This is a genomic window from Streptomyces sp. NPDC101132 (assembly GCF_044759225.1).
Lineage (GTDB): Bacteria > Actinomycetota > Actinomycetes > Streptomycetales > Streptomycetaceae > Streptomyces.
This window is the reverse complement of the sequence record NZ_JBIVYX010000018.1, coordinates 102533-119512: the sequence shown is the minus strand read 5'-3', so window position 1 is coordinate 119512 and position 16980 is coordinate 102533. Positions and strand designations below refer to the sequence as shown.

The 16980-nt window shown below is 76.5% G+C and carries 10 protein-coding genes; 5 read left to right on the top strand and 5 right to left on the bottom strand.

The annotated features are described in order from the left end of the window. Window positions 1–2: 2 nt before the first annotated feature. Both ACIQUR_RS31655 and ACIQUR_RS31650 read left to right on the top strand, forming a co-directional pair. Window positions 3–206, top strand: coding sequence for a cold-shock protein (locus ACIQUR_RS31655; RefSeq protein WP_403671799.1), 204 nt, complete (start codon window positions 3–5; stop codon window positions 204–206). A gap of 121 nt (window positions 207–327) precedes the next feature. Further along, a complete protein-coding gene (locus ACIQUR_RS31650; protein ID WP_403671796.1) occupies window positions 328–819 on the top strand; it encodes a GNAT family N-acetyltransferase in 492 nt (163 codons plus the stop codon). Window positions 820–883: 64 nt separating this feature from the next. On the opposite strand, the gene ACIQUR_RS31645 is transcribed toward ACIQUR_RS31650, so the two are convergent. The 3 genes from ACIQUR_RS31645 to ACIQUR_RS31635 are packed head-to-tail and all read right to left on the bottom strand — an operon-like array spanning window position 884 to window position 6852. Next, window positions 884–3919: a hypothetical protein gene (locus tag ACIQUR_RS31645; RefSeq protein ID WP_403671793.1), complete on the bottom strand. Its 3036-nt coding sequence runs from the start codon at window positions 3917–3919 to the stop codon at window positions 884–886. 2 nt (window positions 3920–3921) lie between these two features. After that, window positions 3922–5826 carry an HSP90 family protein gene (locus ACIQUR_RS31640; RefSeq protein WP_403671790.1) on the bottom strand — a complete coding sequence of 635 codons (1905 nt, stop codon included), beginning with the start codon at window positions 5824–5826 and terminating at the stop codon, window positions 3922–3924. A 51-nt stretch (window positions 5827–5877) separates the two neighbouring features. Beyond that, the gene (locus ACIQUR_RS31635; RefSeq protein WP_403671787.1) at window positions 5878–6852 is read right to left on the bottom strand and encodes a hypothetical protein; all 975 of its coding nucleotides are present in this window, start codon (window positions 6850–6852) and stop codon (window positions 5878–5880) included. 280 nt (window positions 6853–7132) lie between these two features. Here ACIQUR_RS31635 and ACIQUR_RS31630 point away from each other — a divergent pair, with 280 nt between their 5' ends. Together ACIQUR_RS31630 and ACIQUR_RS31625 are read left to right on the top strand one after the other, a co-directional pair. Beyond that, window positions 7133–7816, top strand: coding sequence for a hemerythrin domain-containing protein (locus ACIQUR_RS31630; RefSeq protein WP_403671784.1), 684 nt, complete (start codon window positions 7133–7135; stop codon window positions 7814–7816). Between the two features lie 82 nt (window positions 7817–7898). After that, window positions 7899–8855, top strand: a complete 957-nt coding sequence (locus tag ACIQUR_RS31625) for a TIGR03619 family F420-dependent LLM class oxidoreductase (RefSeq protein ID WP_403671781.1) — start codon at window positions 7899–7901, stop codon at window positions 8853–8855. 75 nt (window positions 8856–8930) lie between these two features. Here ACIQUR_RS31625 and ACIQUR_RS31620 read toward each other — a convergent pair whose 3' ends face one another. Continuing rightward, window positions 8931–12332 carry a BTAD domain-containing putative transcriptional regulator gene (locus ACIQUR_RS31620; protein ID WP_403671778.1) on the bottom strand — a complete coding sequence of 1134 codons (3402 nt, stop codon included), beginning with the start codon at window positions 12330–12332 and terminating at the stop codon, window positions 8931–8933. Window positions 12333–12723: 391 nt separating this feature from the next. On the opposite strand from ACIQUR_RS31620, the gene ACIQUR_RS31615 reads away from it, so the two are divergent. Then, the gene (locus tag ACIQUR_RS31615; protein WP_403671775.1) at window positions 12724–16188 is read left to right on the top strand and encodes a BTAD domain-containing putative transcriptional regulator; all 3465 of its coding nucleotides are present in this window, start codon (window positions 12724–12726) and stop codon (window positions 16186–16188) included. Window positions 16189–16516: 328 nt separating this feature from the next. On the opposite strand, the gene ACIQUR_RS31610 is transcribed toward ACIQUR_RS31615, so the two are convergent. Next, window positions 16517–16741, bottom strand: a complete 225-nt coding sequence (locus ACIQUR_RS31610; protein WP_403671772.1) for a hypothetical protein — start codon at window positions 16739–16741, stop codon at window positions 16517–16519. Between the last annotated feature and the right edge of the window lie 239 nt (window positions 16742–16980).

Genomic DNA, 16980 nt, shown 5'->3' with positions numbered 1-16980 from the left:
CGATGGCTCAGGGCAGTGTGAAGTGGTTCAACGGGGAGAAGGGGTTCGGGTTCATCGAGCAGGACGGCGGGGGCCCTGACGTGTTCGTGCACTACTCCGAGATCCAGGGCAACGGCTACAAGTCCCTCGACGAGGGCCAGCGCGTCGAGTTCGAGGTCGGCCAGGGCCAGAAGGGCCCGCAGGCCCAGCAGGTCCGCGCCCTCTGACCGGACCCCACGGCTGACGGGGGCCGCCCCGCATCCCCGGTCCCCCCGGACGATGCGGTGCGGCCCCCGACGGCCCCCCGGCCCCCTCCCGTACCCCCGCCCCGGAGGTAGTCTGGCGATCATGGGGGACTGGGAGATGCGGCAGGCTTCGGCGGCGGACGTCGAGGCGGTGGCCGAGCTGCGGTCCGTCGTGCTGCGGGCGGACCTGGAGCGGCTCGGCCGGTACGACGGGCAGCGGGTGCGGCAGCGGCTGCGGGACGGCTTCGATCCGGCCCACACCTGGGTGATCGAGGCAGGCGGTCTGTTCGCCGGCAGCGTGTCGCTGCGGCCCGCCGAGGACTCCCACTGGCTGGAGCACTTCTACCTGGCTCCCCCCGTGCAGGGCAGCGGCATCGGCACGGCCGTGCTGCGGCAGCTGCTGGAGCGGTGCGACCGCGAGGGCGTCCGGATCCGGCTGAACGTACTCCGGGGAAGTCGCGCCCGGCGGCTGTACGAGCGGCACGGGTTCACCTGCGAGACCGAAGATCCGGTGGACGTGTTCATGGTGCGCGAGCCAGGGCCCGGCCGTGCCCGGCGACGGAACGGCGAACGGTACGCCGAGCCCGCGAGGTGAACTCCCGCCGCCCCCGCGCCGGGCGTGGCGCGTACCGGCCACGGCGCGGGGGTCGGGAGGGCCGTCAGCTCGACGGCCGGTTGACCCGGTAGCTCTCCCGCAGGGATTCCAGGATGCGGGAGGCGTCCCCGTGACCGGCGGCCCGGCAGCGGGCGGCCGCCGCGGCCAGGCGGGTCATGGCGTCGTCGTACCGGCCGAGGCCGTTGCCCTCGACGAGCGCGGCCACGCGCACCGCCTCGGCCCGCGGCCGCTCACCCTGCTCGCCACCCTCCTCGTACGAAGCGATGGCGGCCTCCGCCGCGACCAGCGCCTCGGGGAAGCGTTCCGCGGCCGCCAGCACCTGGGCGCGGCGGTACGCCACGGCCCCGGTCTCGTACCAGTGGACGAACGGCACGTCCTCCGGCACGGCGGCGATCACCGCGTCGGCCTGGCCGAGGTGGTCCAGGGCGGCGTCCAGTCCGTCCGTGCCGCGGGCGGCCATCGTCAGGCGGGCGAACTCCGTCATCATCTCGGTGATGTGGGCCGGGTGCGGCGCGTCCGCGTGGGAGGCGACCGCACGCTCGTACGCCGTCCCGGCGGCGTCCCATCGGTCCGCCGCGGCAAGGGCCACGGCGGCCTCGGAGGCGACCAGGGTCCGGGTCGTGCCGTCGTCCTCCTTCCAGGCCGCGACGACGTCCGCGAGGCGCAGGAACTCCTCGGCGGCGGGCAGGTGTTCGTCCAGCGCGCGCAGCCCGCGGGCGAGCACCAGCCGCACCTGGGCCGTCATCCGCTCGTGTTCCGGAAGGCCGGCTTCGTCGGCGGAGAGGACGGACTCCAGGACGGCGACCGCGTCGGCCTGCCGCCCGCCGCCCGCCAGCGCCTCGGCCAGTTGCAGGCGCACGTCGGTGGCCTCGGCGAAGGCGCCCTCCCGGTCGTGCCGGGCGGCGGCCTCCGCGAAGTGCCGGACCGCTCCGTTGAGGTCGCCCAGATGGGACGCGGCGTGGCCCAGCAGCGTGTACGTCGACGCGACGGGGAAGTCCGTGTCGTCGTGCTGGACGGCCTCCGACAGCGCCTGGTGGAGCAGGTCCGAGGCCTCCGCGTACTCGCCCCTGGACAGCAGGAGCTGCGCCAGCCGGGCGCGTGGGCGCGGGGTGCGCCAGGGCATCCCGGCGGCGGTGACGTCCGCGACGACCGCCCGGAGCTCGGCCTCGGCGCGGGCGAGGTCGCCCCGGGCCGCGGCCACCTCGGAGTCGAACTGCCGGGCGTTGGCCTCCTGGTGGGGCACGCCGAAGCGCTCCGCCTCGGCCCGGAGCCGGCCGTTGACCTCGTCGAACCACGCGATCAGGGCGTCCCGATCCGGCTCGGACTCCGGCCACTGCCGGTACACGGCGTGGAAGACGGCGTAGGCGCACGAGTGCAGCACGCCGAGGTAGCCGGAGACCCGGTCCGCCTGCGTTTCGGCACCCGTGGCGGCCGCCTCCTGCGCGGTCGCTCCCTCGGTCGGCGGGGCCTCCTCCAGGAGCCGGGCGGCGAGGCCCAGGGACTTCTCGGTCAGGGCCCGGACCTCGGTCGCGTCGGGGGTGCCGCCCTCCGCCTCCTCGCCGTCGCCCTGCCCGCCCGCGGAGCCGTCGGCCGTCAGGGCCAGCCCGCGGGTCCGTGCGCACAGGGCGTCCCACCGCCGGCCCAGGCCGTCGTACAGCTCGGCCGCCAGGTCCAGTTCCGCGAGGGTCTCGGCGTGCCGGCCGTCTTCCCGGGCGAGCAGGTACGCCTTCTCCTCCGCCACTTCGGCCCGGAGGAGTTCGGCCGGGCCGAGCCGGTCGTCGTGGGCGGCCGTGCCGTCCTCCAGGCGCTCGGCGATGCGCTTCCACAGCCGGGAGTCGCCGGGGTGCCGGGCCTCGGCCAGCCGGCGCGCCTCGCGCACCAGCTCCACGAAGTCCTCCGGCACGGTCACCGCCGCCGGCGGCGGTGCCGTCGGCGCGGCCGCCCCCGGCCGGGCCGCCCCGGGCGAGCGCAGCAGCGTGCTCTGCAGGCCCAGCGGCAGCGGCTCGGCGAGCAGCGGCCGCTGCGCCAGCCGGGCCCGGCGGCGGTCCCCGACGGCGGTGGTGCCGTTGCGGGCGTCGAAGGACGCGGCGAGGGGCTCGGCCTCGGCCCGTACGTGGGCCAGGAGTTCCGCCGCGGTCCAGCCGCGGCCGAGCGGGCCGGCGACGGCCGCCTCCGCGTGCCCGTCCGCGACGATCCGCGCCAGCAGCAGCTCCACGCCGGTGAGGAAGCCCAGCCGGTCGAGCGGGGCGCCGGTCGCCTCGAACAGCGGCCGGTTCTCGGCCAGGATCTCCAGGCCGCGGCCCTCGTTGCGGGACAGCGCGCAGAACTCCAGGTGCAGCCCGACCTCGTGGAGCATGCCCGTGTCGCCCCGGACCCGGCGGTAGCCGGTGAGGTGGTGCGAACGGGCCTCGTCCGTCGCGCCGGTGCGCAGCAGCGGCAGCAGCGCGCGGGCCTGGCTCATCTGCGGCTCCTCGCTGCACGACGAGTCCCCGTCGAGGACGGGCCGCCAGGTGTCGAGCGCCGCGGCGTCGTCGCCGGCGGTCACGTGGTGCCAGGCGAACTGCCGTACCTCGCAGGCCTCGCAGTCGCTGAGGTCGGTGCGCGGCCGGGTGGCCCACAGGTCGTAGGTGTGCTCGGTGCCGGCGCCGATGTGGGCGGCGACGTGGTGGCGCATCGCGGCGACCGGCTGGAGGGCGTGCCCCGCCGCGCGGTAGCGGTCCGCCATCCGGTCGATCCAGCCGTTGACGGTGGCCAGCGGCACCTCGGGGACCTGGAGCAGGGAGGTGGTGACCCACTTGAAGCGCCAGAAGACCTGGTGCGCCTCCCACTCGCTGAACGCGCCGGGGGAGTCCTCCCAGAGCTTGAGCAGCCGGGCGAAGACGACCGGCGCCTTGCGGTGCTCGCCGGTGAACTCGTACGCCGACATCAGCTCCAGCAGGGCGGTCACCAGCACGTCCGGCTGTTCGAACGGCTCGGCAGCCTCCGCGAGCTCCTCCGCGGTGACGGTGCGCGGCAGGCCGTGCGGCCGCCCGTTGTTCTCGCGGAGTGCCTCGAACACGGCCTCGGGGGTGTCCAGCATGTCTACAGTTCCTTCCGGGGCTCGGAGCCGGGGCCGGTGCGGTCGGAGCCCGAACTGCTGCTCCCTGGCGTCCCGTTGTGGTGCATGGCGTGGGTGAGCAGGCCCATGAAGGCCCGGTTGAGCAGCGCGCTCTCGCTCGCCCGCAGCGGCCGGCGGCTGAGCAGCAGGGCCTGCCCGTACAGCGCTTCGGCGGTGGTGACCGCCAGCCCGCGCTCGGTGACCGTCAGCGCCTGGCGGACCAGCGGGTTGAGGTGGTTGAGGACGAGCTGGGCCGGCGCGGTCTCCCGGCGCAGCGAGCCGAGGATGTCGGCCCACAGGCCGTCGCCGTCGGCATCGGAGGCCAGCCCGGCGCGGGTGCGCTCGTGGCGGGCCTCGCGGTTGTCCAGCAGCAGCGCCGGAGCGGTGACGGGCTGGAAGTCCCGCAGCACGACGTCGCAGTCGTACGCGCCGATGGTCTCCCGGGCGACGGCGAGGAACGCGGCCGCGCGCAGTTCCGCGGTCGGGTCGACGGCGTCCAGGTGCGCGGTGACCGTCGCCGGGTCGAGGTCGGTGACGGTGGTGCCGGGGCGGACCTCGGGCAGCCGGTGCACGAGGTCGCGGTCGTAGGTGTACCCGCCGTTGACGACGCCCAGCCCGGCGGCCGACGCGATGGGGGCGACCTGGCGGAACTCCTCGACGCTGCGGGTGACCAGCACCGTGCGGTGCGTGCGGACGAACTCCTCCAGAGTGACGTTGCCGTCCGTGGTCTCGAACGGCAGCCACGGCAGCACGATCCGCAGCAGCTCGTCGTCGTACCGGGCGAGGGCCTTGACGGCCAGGTGGTGGATGCCGATGAACCGGTGCAGCAGCGCGGGGTCACTGGCCGCCAGCCCCGTCAGCCAGTCCCGGATCCGGTCGCCCAGCGCGTCGCGTACGGCGGCCAGCGTGCCGTCCTCGTACAGCGCCTCGCGGGAGGCGGTGGGGCGCAGGCTGGTGGTGTCGACCACGCAGCGGACGAAGAACGCCCAGTCCGGGAGCAGTTCGGGCGCACGGTCGGTGAGCAGCATGCCCTTGAGGTGGACCCGGTGGCCGGCGCGCTGGGCGGGGCTGACCGCCGTCGGCAGCACGTACGCGACACCGCGCAGCCCGGCGGCCGGCAGGTCGAGCTCGATGGTGCCCAGCGGGGTGAAGCCGAACAGGTCCCGGCAGTACGCGGTGAGCGCCTCGCGGCGGGCCAGCGGCGAGCGGTGCTCCAGCTCCCACGGCGGCGCGGCGGTCACGAGTTCGCCGTCGCCGCGCGGGCCGACGACGGTGACCGGGTGGCGGAGCAGGCCGCCGTAGTGCCGGGCCAGCTCGGTGACGCGGTCGGGTGCGGTCCACTCGGCGTTGTCGGCCCGCGGGGTGAGCCGGACGGTGGTGCCGGGCTCGGGCACCGCGGAGGCGGGCAGCGTGCGGATGCCGTAGCGGCCGTCGGAGTGTCCGCGCCATTCGACGGCGGGCGCGGCCGGGTCGGTGGCGGACCGGCTGAGCACGGTGATCTCGTCGGCGACGACGAAGCAGGCGAGCAGGCCGATGCCGAACTGGCCGATGAAGTCGCCGCGGGCGGCGTCCAGTCCGGCGCCGTCGAGCGCGCCGTCCGCGGTCCGCTTGGAGCTGCGGCCGATGGTGGCGAGGAACCGGTGCACGTCGGCCTCGGTCAGGCCGATGCCGGTGTCCGTGACGGTCAGGGTCTCGCCGGTGCGGACCGTGATCGAGCCGGGTGCGCCGGGCTGGACGGCCTGGCGGGCGGTGATCGCGTCGACGGCGTTCTGCAGCAGCTCGCGCAGGTAGACGCGGGGGCTGGAGTACAGGTGGTGGGAGAGCAGGTCGACGAGCCCGCGCAGGTCGACCTGGAAGGTGTGCGTGGTCTCGGGGTTCTGGTGTGACATGCCGGCGCTGGTCCTTCGGCGTGGGATGGGTGCGAGGGTCGGGGCCGGGCCTCAGCGGCCGGCGGCCGACCGGTGCTTGCGGTAGGCGGCGACGGGGTCGTTGCTCAGGTAGTTCCACGGCGACTTCGTGACGCGGCCCTCCGTCGCCTCGAAGCACTCGCGGGCGGCATCCCGGTCCCCGGCCAGCGAGAACGCCATCGCGAAGGCGTTCAGCATGCCGATCCAGGACCGGCCGCGCACGCAGTCCGGGTGGCGGTAGGAGTGGTCGGCCGCGGCGTGCAGGGACTCCCGCACGGCCGGGCGGCGCATGTACGCGGCGTCGTCACCGGAGTCCAGCCGCAGCCACTGCTCGATGTGCGCGTCCGGGACGAGCCCGCCGAGCCGGGTGCCGGCCGGTGCGCCGAACACGGACGCGCGGGCGAAGGCGTGCATCTCCTCGTGGGAGCCGCCCCACTTCTCGCAGACCTGCTGGAGCTGCTGGTTGTGGGCGCCCACGTGATGCGGGGAGCGCCGCACGGTCGCCTCGAAGCGGCGGCGGGCGATCTCCTGGCCGACCTGGAGGCCGCGGCCGGTGGTCTGGAGGCCGTACCAGGGGTCCGGCCGGGCCGGTTCCAGCTCCGCGGCCTCGTACAGCCACTGCTCACCGGTCCGCAGGCGTTCGTGGAACGTCCGGAACTGCTCGCGCGAGACGTGCTGGGCGAGAGCCGAGGTACGGGCCTCCCAGGCCCAGGAGATCTGCCGGAACCCGCCGACCAGGCGGGGCAGGGCCGCGCCCGGCTCCGCCGCGATCGCCCCGGCGATCCACCGCTCGACGCCGGCGGTGTCCGCGACCGCCCAGAGCAGGGCCGCGCGGTTGCCGTCCTCGGTGCTCGCGCCGAGCACCGCGCGGACCGTCGCCCAGTCCGCCGCCGCTGCCGCGGCGCGGATGCGCGGCAGTTCCGGGTCGCCGGAATCCTCGTCCAGGGAGGCGACGGGGCGTCCCGTCAGCCTTCCCAGCGTGCGCCCCATGTCGCGGAGCAACGCCATGTCCCCACCCCTTGTTCTGTGTGCACGGGGAAAGCCGTCGGTCCGCCCCCCCGTGGGGATAGTGACTATCACGCACCTCCGCCATCCGCACCCTCGTTTTCGCAGGCCAGGGGGCGTTTCGGGCGTCTCCCGGCATTCCGGCGCGGCCCGGGGCCGGGCGGACGCAGGACACGGCCTGAGCACGCGCCGGCCGGCGCGGACGCAGGCCGGCCGGGCCGGGGGAGAGGTGTGGCAAGTCGGCTGCAAGTGGCGTGCAACCGGGCCCCGAAGACTGGGAGTCATGAACGCGAGCCACCCTTCCGACACCACCGTCCATCCCTACACCCGCGAGATGGCGATGATCCACCGGGTGTTCCGCCGCGAGTCGCGCCTGCTGGCCGAACTCGTCCAGGACGTCCGCCCCGCCGACACCGCCCGCTCCCGGATCCTCGCCGAACACTGGCGGCTCTACTCCGTCGGCCTGCACACCCACCACACCGGTGAGGACGAGATGCTGTGGCCGGCGCTGCTGCCCCACCTGGACCTCGACGCCGAACAGGTGCTGGCGATGGAGACGCAGCACCACGCCCTCACCGAAGGGATCGCCGAGGTCCAGCGGCTGATGGACCGGTGGCAGGACCGGGCCCTGCCCGAGGACCGCGACGAACTCGCCGAGGCGCTGCGCACGCACCACCGGCAGCTGTGCGCCCATCTCGACGAGGAGGAGCGGGAGGTGATGCCGCTGGTCGCGCTCCACGTGAGCGCGGAGGTGTGGCACGCGGTGGGGGAGCGCGGCCTCGCCGAGACGCCCCGCAACCGGTTGATGATCGCTCTGGGCGCCATCCTGGAGGACGCCTCGCCCGAGGAGCGCGCGGAGTTCCTCGCCCGGCTGCCCCTCCCCGCCCGGGTCCTGTGGAGGCTCCTCGGGCAGCGGCAGTACCGCCGTGAGACCGCCCGCGTCCGTGGCCGGCGTGCCGCCGCCTGACGTGCCGTCCCCGTCCCCGCTCCCGTCCCCGTCCCCGCTCCCGTCTCCGTCCCGTCCCGCACCGATCGAGGAACTCCACCCGATGCGCATCGGATTCTCCGTCCCCCAGTTCGGCCCGTTCGCCGACCCCGACCGCGCCGCCCGGATGTGCGCGGCGCTGGAAGACCTGGGCTGCCACAGCCTCTGGGTGGGGGACCGGCTGCTGTCCCCGCTCGACCCGCCCGACGGCTACGCCGGAGGGGGGCGGATGCCCGTCCGGTACGGCACCCACCTCGACCCGCTGCTCGCCCTGGCCGTGGCGGCCACCGCGACCGAGCGGGTCCGGCTCGGCAGCAGCACGCTCAACGCCCTGTGGCAGCCGCCCCTCGTGCTCGCCCGGGCGCTCACGACCCTCGACCTGATCAGCCACGGGCGCCTGGACGTCGGCATCGGGCTGGGCTGGATGCGGGAGGAGTACGAGGCCGTCGGGGTGCCCTGGCAGGGCCGCGGGGCCCGGCTGGAGGAGACCCTCGACGTCCTCGACGCCGTCTGGCGCCGCGACCCGGTCGTGCACACCGGCTCCCTGTGGACGATCGCCGAGTCGACCGTCCTGCCCAAACCCCGCCAGGGGCCCAGGCCGCCGGTCCTGCTGGGCGGCTTCACCCCGTACGCCCTGGAGCGGGTCGGCCGGCGCGCCGACGGCTGGCTCGCGGCCTCGATGCCGCTGCCCTACTTCCGGGCGCTGTGGTCGGTCGCCGTCGAGGCCGCCGAGTCGGCGGGCCGGGACCCGGCCGCCCTGCGCCGGGTGTTCCGGGTGAACCCCGAGGTCACCGCTGCCGGGGCCGACCCCGCGGAGACCCACCACCGCGGGACCGTACGCCAGATCTGCGACCACCTCAGGCGGATGTGCACCGCCCGGACCGACGAGGTGCTCGTGGACCTCCAGCTCACGACGGACTCACCCGAGGAGTTCCTCGACCTCGCGGCGGAGTTCCTGGCCGAACTGGCACCGCCCTCCCCGCCCGCGGGACACGAGACGCCACAGGCCGATCCGGCCTGATCCGGGCTCATCCGGCCGGGTCCGGGCTCATCCGGCCCGGTCCGGGCTCATCCGGCCCGGTCCGGAGGACCCGGCCTAGGCGGGCGCCGGCGGCAGTCCGGCCAGGCCGGACCGCGCCGCGTCCGCCCAGTGGGGTGAGTCCCACGCGGCGGCCACCCGCGCGGCTCCGCGGAAGTGGCGCCGGGCCGCCTCGCCGCGGCCCAGGAAGCCGGCCAGCTCCCCGAGGGTCTGCGCGACGGGCCGGAACGCCAGGCTGAGGCTGCTCGTGCCGCCGGCCAGCCCCTCCAGGGGCAGCAGGTCCTCGTACACCTCGGCGGCGGCCTCCCGGTCGCCCAGGGCGACGGCGGCCATGCCGCGCAGCCCGGCCAGGATGGTGAAGGCGAAGTCCCGCCGCAGCGGGACGCGTTGTCCGAAGATCTCCCGGGCCTCCGCGGGACGGCCGTCGGCCAGCAGCGCGAGCGCCACGAGGCCTTCGTTGTGCGGCTTGTACCGCTCCCACACCACGAGCAGCACGGGCACCATCTCGGCCAGCCGGTCCTGCCGGAGCCGCATGCACCCGACGCCCAGGGCGGCCAGCCCGCTCAGGTCCACGGCCCCCCGGGCGCGCAGCTCCTCGACCGCCGACGCCATGGCCTCCTCGGCCTCCTCGAACCGTCCCCGGGCCATGTCCAGCATGGGCCGGCGCAGCCGGGCCACCGCGAACGCGCCCTGGAGCCCGTACCTGCGGGCGATCCCGTCCGCCCGTACGAGACACCGCTCCATCTCCGCCGGGTCGTTGGCGGCTGCGGCGATCCGGGCGGCGGTGTAGGCGCTCATCCAGGAGAACTCGGGGCTGTCCTGCGCCTCGGCCACCTCGCCGAGCTCCCGGTGGAGCTCCCCGTAGAGGACGGGGTCGAGCTCGCAGTCGACCTTGCGCAGCAGGGAGGTGAGCGTCAGGCCCCGCAGTCGCGGTTCGCCCACGGCCCGGGCGAGCTCCACGGCCTGCCGCGCCACGGCCACCGCGCGGGGATCGGTGTCGTCCAGCGCGTCGGACAGCTGGTCCAGGAGCAGGCAGCGCTGCCGGTCGGTCAGCCCCGGGTCCTCCAGCAGCCCGCCGAGCTCCTCGACCGCCTCCGGGTCGGAGGCCGCGTACGGGCGCACCCGCCAGGGCGTCGGCTCGGTCCAGGTGGTCCAGGCCGCTACCAGCAGGTCTGCCCGCCCCTCGGCCCGGGCCACCCGCACGGCCCGCTCCTGTGCCTCGCGGGCCGGGACCACGGCCCCCATCCGGATCCGGCAGTCCACCAGCTGCCCGAGCAGCGTGACCCGCAGCAGCGCCACGTCCTGGCCGGCGAAGGCGGCCGGATGGTCCGAGAGCAGCCCGAGGGCCGCGTCCAGGAGGGCCTCGGCGTTCTGCGGGGCGTAGCGGCGCACCGCCTGCTCGCACGCGAGCCGGGCGTGGTGGACCGCGGGCCCGGCGTCGGCGGTCACGACCGCGGCCGCCCGCAGCAGGTGGTGGGCGGTGGCGGCGACGTCGTCCGAGCCGAGGGCGACCAGGCTCCGGCCCAGACGTGAATGCATCCGGGCCAGCCGCAGGCGCGTGAGGTCGCTTTCGAGGGCGTCCCGTACGAGGGCGTGGGTGAAGCGGACCGTGCCCGGACGCGGCTCGGTCAGCAGACCGGCGGTCACCCCCGTGTCCAGCGCGTCGAGGAGCTGGTCGGCGTCGCTGTCGGCGGCGTGCACGAGCAGGGCCACGGGAGCCTCGCGGCCGGCGACGGCCGCCAGCCGCAGCCCGGCCGTGACGGTCGGCGCCAGCAGGGCCAGCCGTCGCCGCAGTACGTCCTGGACACCCTGCGGGACCCGGGCCAGCGCCTGCTGCTCCCCCTCACCGGCCAGCAGCAGCGAACTCTCGCGCAGGTGGAAGGGGTTGCCCCCGGCCCGCTCCGCCAGGGCCACCGCGGCGTGGTCGCTCATCCCCGCCGCGCCGCGCCGCAGCAGCTCCACCGCATGGCCGTCCGACAGCCCGCCGAGCGCCAGCCGCACCGGCGAGCAGGCGGCCAGCCGGGCGAGCGCCCCGGTCAGATCGCCCTCGCCGGTCCGGTACGAGCCCACCAGCAGCAGCGGTACGTCGCGCAGTTCCTCGGCGCAGAGCAGGAACAGCTCGACGCTCTCCGGGTCGCCCCGGTGCAGGTCGTCGAGCACGATCGCCAGCGGCCGCCGCACGGCCGTGTCGCGGAGCCAGCCGAGCAGCGCCCGGTGCAGGCGGAAGCGCCGCGCCGGGCTGCCCTCCGGCTGCGTGGAGTCGTCCGCGGTGCCGGGGGCCAGCAGCGGGCCGAGCTCATCGGCGTACGGGCCCGGCGACGCGGTGCGCGCCAGGTCCGGCAGCATGTCGAACCAGGCCCGTCCGGGCGGGGCACCGTCGGTCTCCGGGCACTGCCCGGAGCCGACGAGCCAGCCCTGTCCGGGCAGTTGACGGACGACGGCCTCCAGGAGGCTGGACTTGCCGATGCCGGCCTCACCCGAGACGACGACCACCTGCGCCCGGCCGCCCCGGGCCCGGTCCGCCGCGGCGGCGAGCCCGGCCAGCTCCTCCTCCCGGCCCAGCAGCCGGTCCGCGCCCAGCACGGTCGGAGTCCCCGGCCCGGTCGCCGCGGCCGGGCCGCGCACCACCGCCGCGGGGGAGTCGACGTCCGCGCCGCCGACGGCCGCCGCCGTCGAGGCGGGGGTCCCGGTCGCCCGGTGCAGCACGTCCAGACGCTGGTGCAGCAGGGCCTGTTCCAGCTCCAGCAGGGCGGGTCCGGGCTCGACGCCGAGTTCCTCGCCGAGGAGGTGGCGTGCCCGCCGCAGCGCGGCCAGGGCGTCCCCCTGACGGTCGCGGGCCCACAGGGCCAGGGCCAGCAGCCGCCAGCCCTCCTCGTGCAACGGCTGCTCGCGGGTCAGGGCGCCCGCGTCGGCGAGGGCCTGGGCGGCTTGTCCGCAGCCCAGCCGCGCCGCCGTGAGGCGTTCGCGGGCGGCGCGGTGCACCTCCTCCAGACGGGCGCGTTCACCGGCGGTCCACGGCTCGTCCGAGAACTCCGCGTACGGCTGCCCGCCCCAGGTGGCGAGCGCCGCCGCCAGGCCCTCGACGGCGGCCCAGCCGGGCGGTTCCGCGGCCGAGGAGGCCGCCACCCGGTCCTCGAACACCCAGGCGTCCACGGCGTCCTGCGGCACGGTGAGGGCGTAGCCGTAGGGTGCGCTCACCAGGAGCCGCGCCGGGGTGCGCGGCGCCCGCCCCGGTTCGAGGACGCGTCGCAGCCGCGCGATGTAGGCGTGGAGGGAGGCCTGGGCGCTCGACGGGACCCGCGTCGGCCACAGCCGTTCGACGATCCGTTCCGTCGGCACCACCGCCCCACGGGCGAGCAGCAGTTGGACCAGTACCATCCGGGCGAGCCGGCCGCCCGCGTCGACCGAGCGGCCGCCTACCTCGACCCGGAACGGGCCGAGCACCTTAAAAGTGATCATGACAAGAACATCGTAGGGCGCGCGGCCCGCACCCCGGGAGGGCGCCGCGCCGGGGGCGCCGTGCTGCGGCGGGTGCGCTCCGCTTCCGGCTGCGGCTGCGGCCGCGGCCGCGGCGGGGGTGCCGGTCCGTGCCGCGAAGCCCTGGACACGGTCCCGTCCGGGCGGCTTACGACCCCGCTCGACCGGTGCCGTGGGCCCCGGGTACGTACGCTCTCCGGCCACGCGCGGCCGACACGCGGAGGGCCTCCTGGAGGGGGCGGAACTCGAAGATCCGTTCTGTAGCATGATCGGCCCGCGGCACGGCGGACCGGTCTGACCAACCGGTCGCGCGAGCCGCGTGAACCATCTGATCCGGCCGCGCGTGACCGACGGCCGAGGGGTACTAGGGGGGATGTCCGTGCGGCACATCGCGCACGGTGGGGAACCGGGGGAGCTGGCGTTCGCCGTGCTCGGGCCGCTGCGGATACGCGGGGGCGGCGACGGGACCACGGAGATCAAGCCGGGCTCGCCCCAGCAGCAGGCGGTGCTCGTGCAGCTCCTGCTCCGCCCGGGGCTGGGCGTGTCCATGTGGGACCTCGTCACCGGCGTCTGGGGCGAGGACCCGCCGGACGGGGCCATCGCCAATCTGCGCACGTACGCGTGGCGCCTGCGCAGGCTGCTGGAGCCGGATCCGGGGACGCCGCGGATCCTGGTGTCGGCGGGGGACGGCTACCGGCTCGACGTCCCGGGCTGCTCCGTCGACGCCCTGGAGGCGGCGGAGCTGGCCGAGCGGGCCGCGGCCGCGCGGGCGGCCGGCGACCTGCCCGGGGCGGCCGGTCACGTCGCGGCCGCGCTCGGCCTGTGGCGGGGCGAGCCCCTGGCGCGGGTACCAGGACCGTTCGCCGACCGCCAGCGCGAGCGCTGGGGCGAACTGCGCACGGCCCTGCTGGAGGAGAAGTACGACCTGGAGCTGGCGCGGGGCCGGCACCGCGGGGTGGTCCCCGAGCTGACCGCGCTCGCCGCGGAGCACCCGGGGCGCGAACGGCTGCACGGGCTGCTGATGCGGGCCCTGTACGCCACGGGACGCCGCACCGAGGCGCTCGCGCTGTTCCAGCGGGTCCGCCGCACCCTCATCGAGGAACAGGGGATGGAGCCGGGCCGGGAACTCACCGCCGTGCACCACCGGATCCTGGAGGAGGCGGACGACGAACCCCGGGCGGAGGCGCGGGCGGACGGCGCGGGGTCCGCGGCCGGTGTGCGTACGGGGGCGGCCCCGGACCCCGGGCCCGCCCCCGTCCCCGCCCCCGGCCCTGGCGCCGGTCCCGGCCCCGCGTACGGTCTCGCCCCCGGTCCTGGCGCCGGTCCCGGCCGTGTGTCCGGCCTCGGTTCCGGCCACGCGCCCGGCGCCGGTTCCGGTCCTGGCCACGCGCTCGGCGCCGGCTCCGGTCCCGGTCACGCCCCCGGCGTCGGTTCCGGTCCGGACCGCGCGTACGGTCCCGGCTCCGGTGCCGGGCCCGCGCCCGAGGCGGATGTCGGTGCGGATTCCGCTGCCGGAGCGGGTACGGGCGCCGGCCGCGGGTCGGTGTCCGTACCCGCCGCCGGACCGGTGGCGGCGGCGGAGGCCGGCGGCGGGGCAGCGCCGGTTCCGGCGGCCCGACCCGCGCCCGACGCGCCGCACCGGGCGGCCGTACCCGGAGGGTCCGCCGGCGCGGCCGGCGCGACCCCGCCGCCCAGCGGACACCACCGCACCGTCCCCGCCCAACTCCTGCGCGCCGTCCCCGACTTCGTCGGACGCCGCGCCGAAGTGGATCAGCTACGCGCGTTGCTCACCGCCCCCGACCGGCAGGGCCTGCCGCTCGCGGCCGTCTCCGGCATGGGCGGCATCGGCAAGACCTCGCTCGTGCTGCACGTCGCGCACCTGGTGCGCGAGCACTACCCCGACGGGCAGCTCTACGCCGACCTCCGCGGCATGGACCCCGACCCGGAGGACCCCGCCATCGTGCTGGGCGCCTTCCTGGACGGACTCGGATACCCCCTGCACCTCCTCCCCGACACCGTCGACGCCCGCGCCCGGCTGCTGCGCACCGTCCTGGACGGCCGCCGCGTCCTGATCGTCCTCGACAACGCGGCCGACGCCGCCCAGGTGCGCCACCTCGTACCGGGTGCGCCCGGCTGCGCCGTCCTCGTCACCAGCCGCGCCCAACTGCCCAGTCTGGAGGGCGCGGTGCAGCTGGGACTGGGCCGGCTGCTGCCCGAGGACGCCGCCACCCTGGTCGGCAGCATCATCGGACCCGGCCGCCTGGACGCCGAACGCTCCGACGTCCAGGCGCTCGTCGACGCGTGCGGGCAGCTCCCCCTGGCCACCCGGATCGTGTCCGCACGCCTCGCGGCCCGGCCCGGCTGGCCCATCGCGGCCCTGACGGCCCGGCTGCACGACGAGGCCCGCCGGGTGAGCGAACTGAAGGTGGGCGACCTGGCCGTCGAGGCGGCGTTCGACCTCAGCTACCGGCACCTGCCCGCGGCGCAGGCCCGGGCGTTCCGGCTCATCGCCGTGGCCACCGCCGCCGACCTGGGCCCGCAGGCCGCCGCGGCCGTGCTGCGGACCGATGCCTTCGACGCCGAGGACCTGCTGGAGGAGCTGGTCAGCGCATCCATGATGGAGTCCCCGGCGCCCGGCCGGTACCGCATCCACGACCTCCTGCGGGTCTTCGGGCGTGACCGCGCCCGCGCCCACGACCCGGTGGAGGCCGACCGGGCCTGGGAGAGCCTGCTCGGCCACCTGCTCGCCACCGCCTGCAACGCCTTCGCCCAGCTGGTGCCCGGTGACGCGGTGGTCGGCTCACTGGCCTCGCTCGGCGCGGCCGGCGGCGACTTCGCCCACCCCCAGGCGGCCCGCGCCTGGGCCGCCGAGCACTTCGAGGCGGCCGTCCTGGCGGTCCAGACGTGTGCGGACCGCGCCGACGAGGAGCCGTACCGCCGGCTCCTGCCCGCCGCGACCGACCTGCTGGTGGCGCTCAGCCCCTTCGTGGGCGACCTGCGGCACGAGCAGCTGGCGCCCGCCGCGCTCCGGGTCGCCGAAGCCGCCGAACGCCGCGGCGACCGGCGGTCGTTCGGCCGGGCCCAGTGGCTGAGCTGCTCCTTCGCGCTGCGGGCCGGTCGGCTGCCGGTCGCGCAGGAGCACGCCCGGGCGGCGGTGCGGGCCTGCCGCGAGGCCGACGACGTACCGGTCCTGCGGCAGGCCCTCAACGACCTCGGACTGATCGCGGTGACCCTCGGCGACTTCGACGAGGCCATCGCCCACTACGAGGAGGCCCTCGCCCTCGCCCGCCGGCTCGGCCACCGCTCGGGGGAGATCGCCACCAGCCTCAACTGCGCGCTGGCGCACGTCCGTCTGGGCGACACGGCTCGCGCGCTCGCCGCGGCCGAGGAGGCGCTGGAGGCCATCGGCGAGCTCGACGACGCCGCCGCCCTGGCGTACGCGCTGTACGTGCGCGGGGTCGCACTGGCCGGGGCGGGCCGCCACGAGGAGGCCGGCGAGCAGCTGACCGAGGCCCTGGAGGCCTGCCACCGGGCCGGCGACGACGGCCGCGAGGTGCACGTCCGCTACCGGCTCGCGGACTCGCTGCGCCTGCTCGGCCGCTTCCCGGCCGCGGAGTCGATGGGCCGCCGGGCGGTCGCGCTGGCGCGGCGGCGGGCCGACGAGCGGGCCGAGGGCCAGGCCCTGCTGGTGTGCGGCCGGGTCCTGGCGGACCGGTCCGACGCGGAGGGCGCCCAGGTGTACCTGGAGCAGGCCCTGCACATCTTCGAGGGGCTGGGGCTGCCGGAGCGGCAGGACGCCGCCGACCTGCTGGAGCGGCTGGGCGGCCGTACGTCCTGACGCGGCCGCCGTACGTCCTGACGCGGCCGTATCTCCCCCGCGGCCGCACCTCCCGACGCGGCCGTCCCGCCGACGCGGTGGCACTCCTCCGGGGGCCGTGCCCGGAGGAGGCCGCGCCCCCGGCCGCATCCCGGGGACGGACACGCGAAACGCACGGCGAAGGGCGGGGGGGGGGGGGCCGGGGGGGGGGGGGGCCCCCCCCCGGCGCCGCCCCCCCCCCCCCCCCCCCCGGGCGCCCCCCCCCCCCCCCCCCCCGGCGGGGGGGGGGGCCGCGCGGGGGGGCGCCCCCCCCCCCCCCCCCTTCGCCGTCGCGCGCCCGCCGGAGCGGTCAGGACTGCGCCTCCGGCGGGTGGATCGAGGAACCGGTGTTGTTCCACGACGGGACGATGCTCCCGGCAACCGTGACGGACGCGGTGTCCGGCCGGGCCGGGGTCTGCCCCGAGGCCTGGGCCGTCCAGAGCCCCACGCCGGCGGCGAGGGCCGCCGCGGCGCAGAGGGAAGCCGCCGCCGACACGGTCTTCGAGCGGCGGGTGGACGTGAATCGGTGGGTCATGAGGGGCCTTCCGTCCCAGGTGCGGGGGTACGCGGGGAACTCTGCCAGGCGCTCCGCCGGCCCCGCTCTACAAACGATCGACGACCGCTCCACGGCCGCGGTCCGCGCCCGTCGAACCGCCGTCCATCGGCCGTCCATCGCGCTCCGCCTAGCGTTCTCGGTGTCCGGAGCGATCGCCCCGGACGACACAACACACCCTCCCGAAAGGGGAATTCACATGAACCGCAACCACGCCGTCG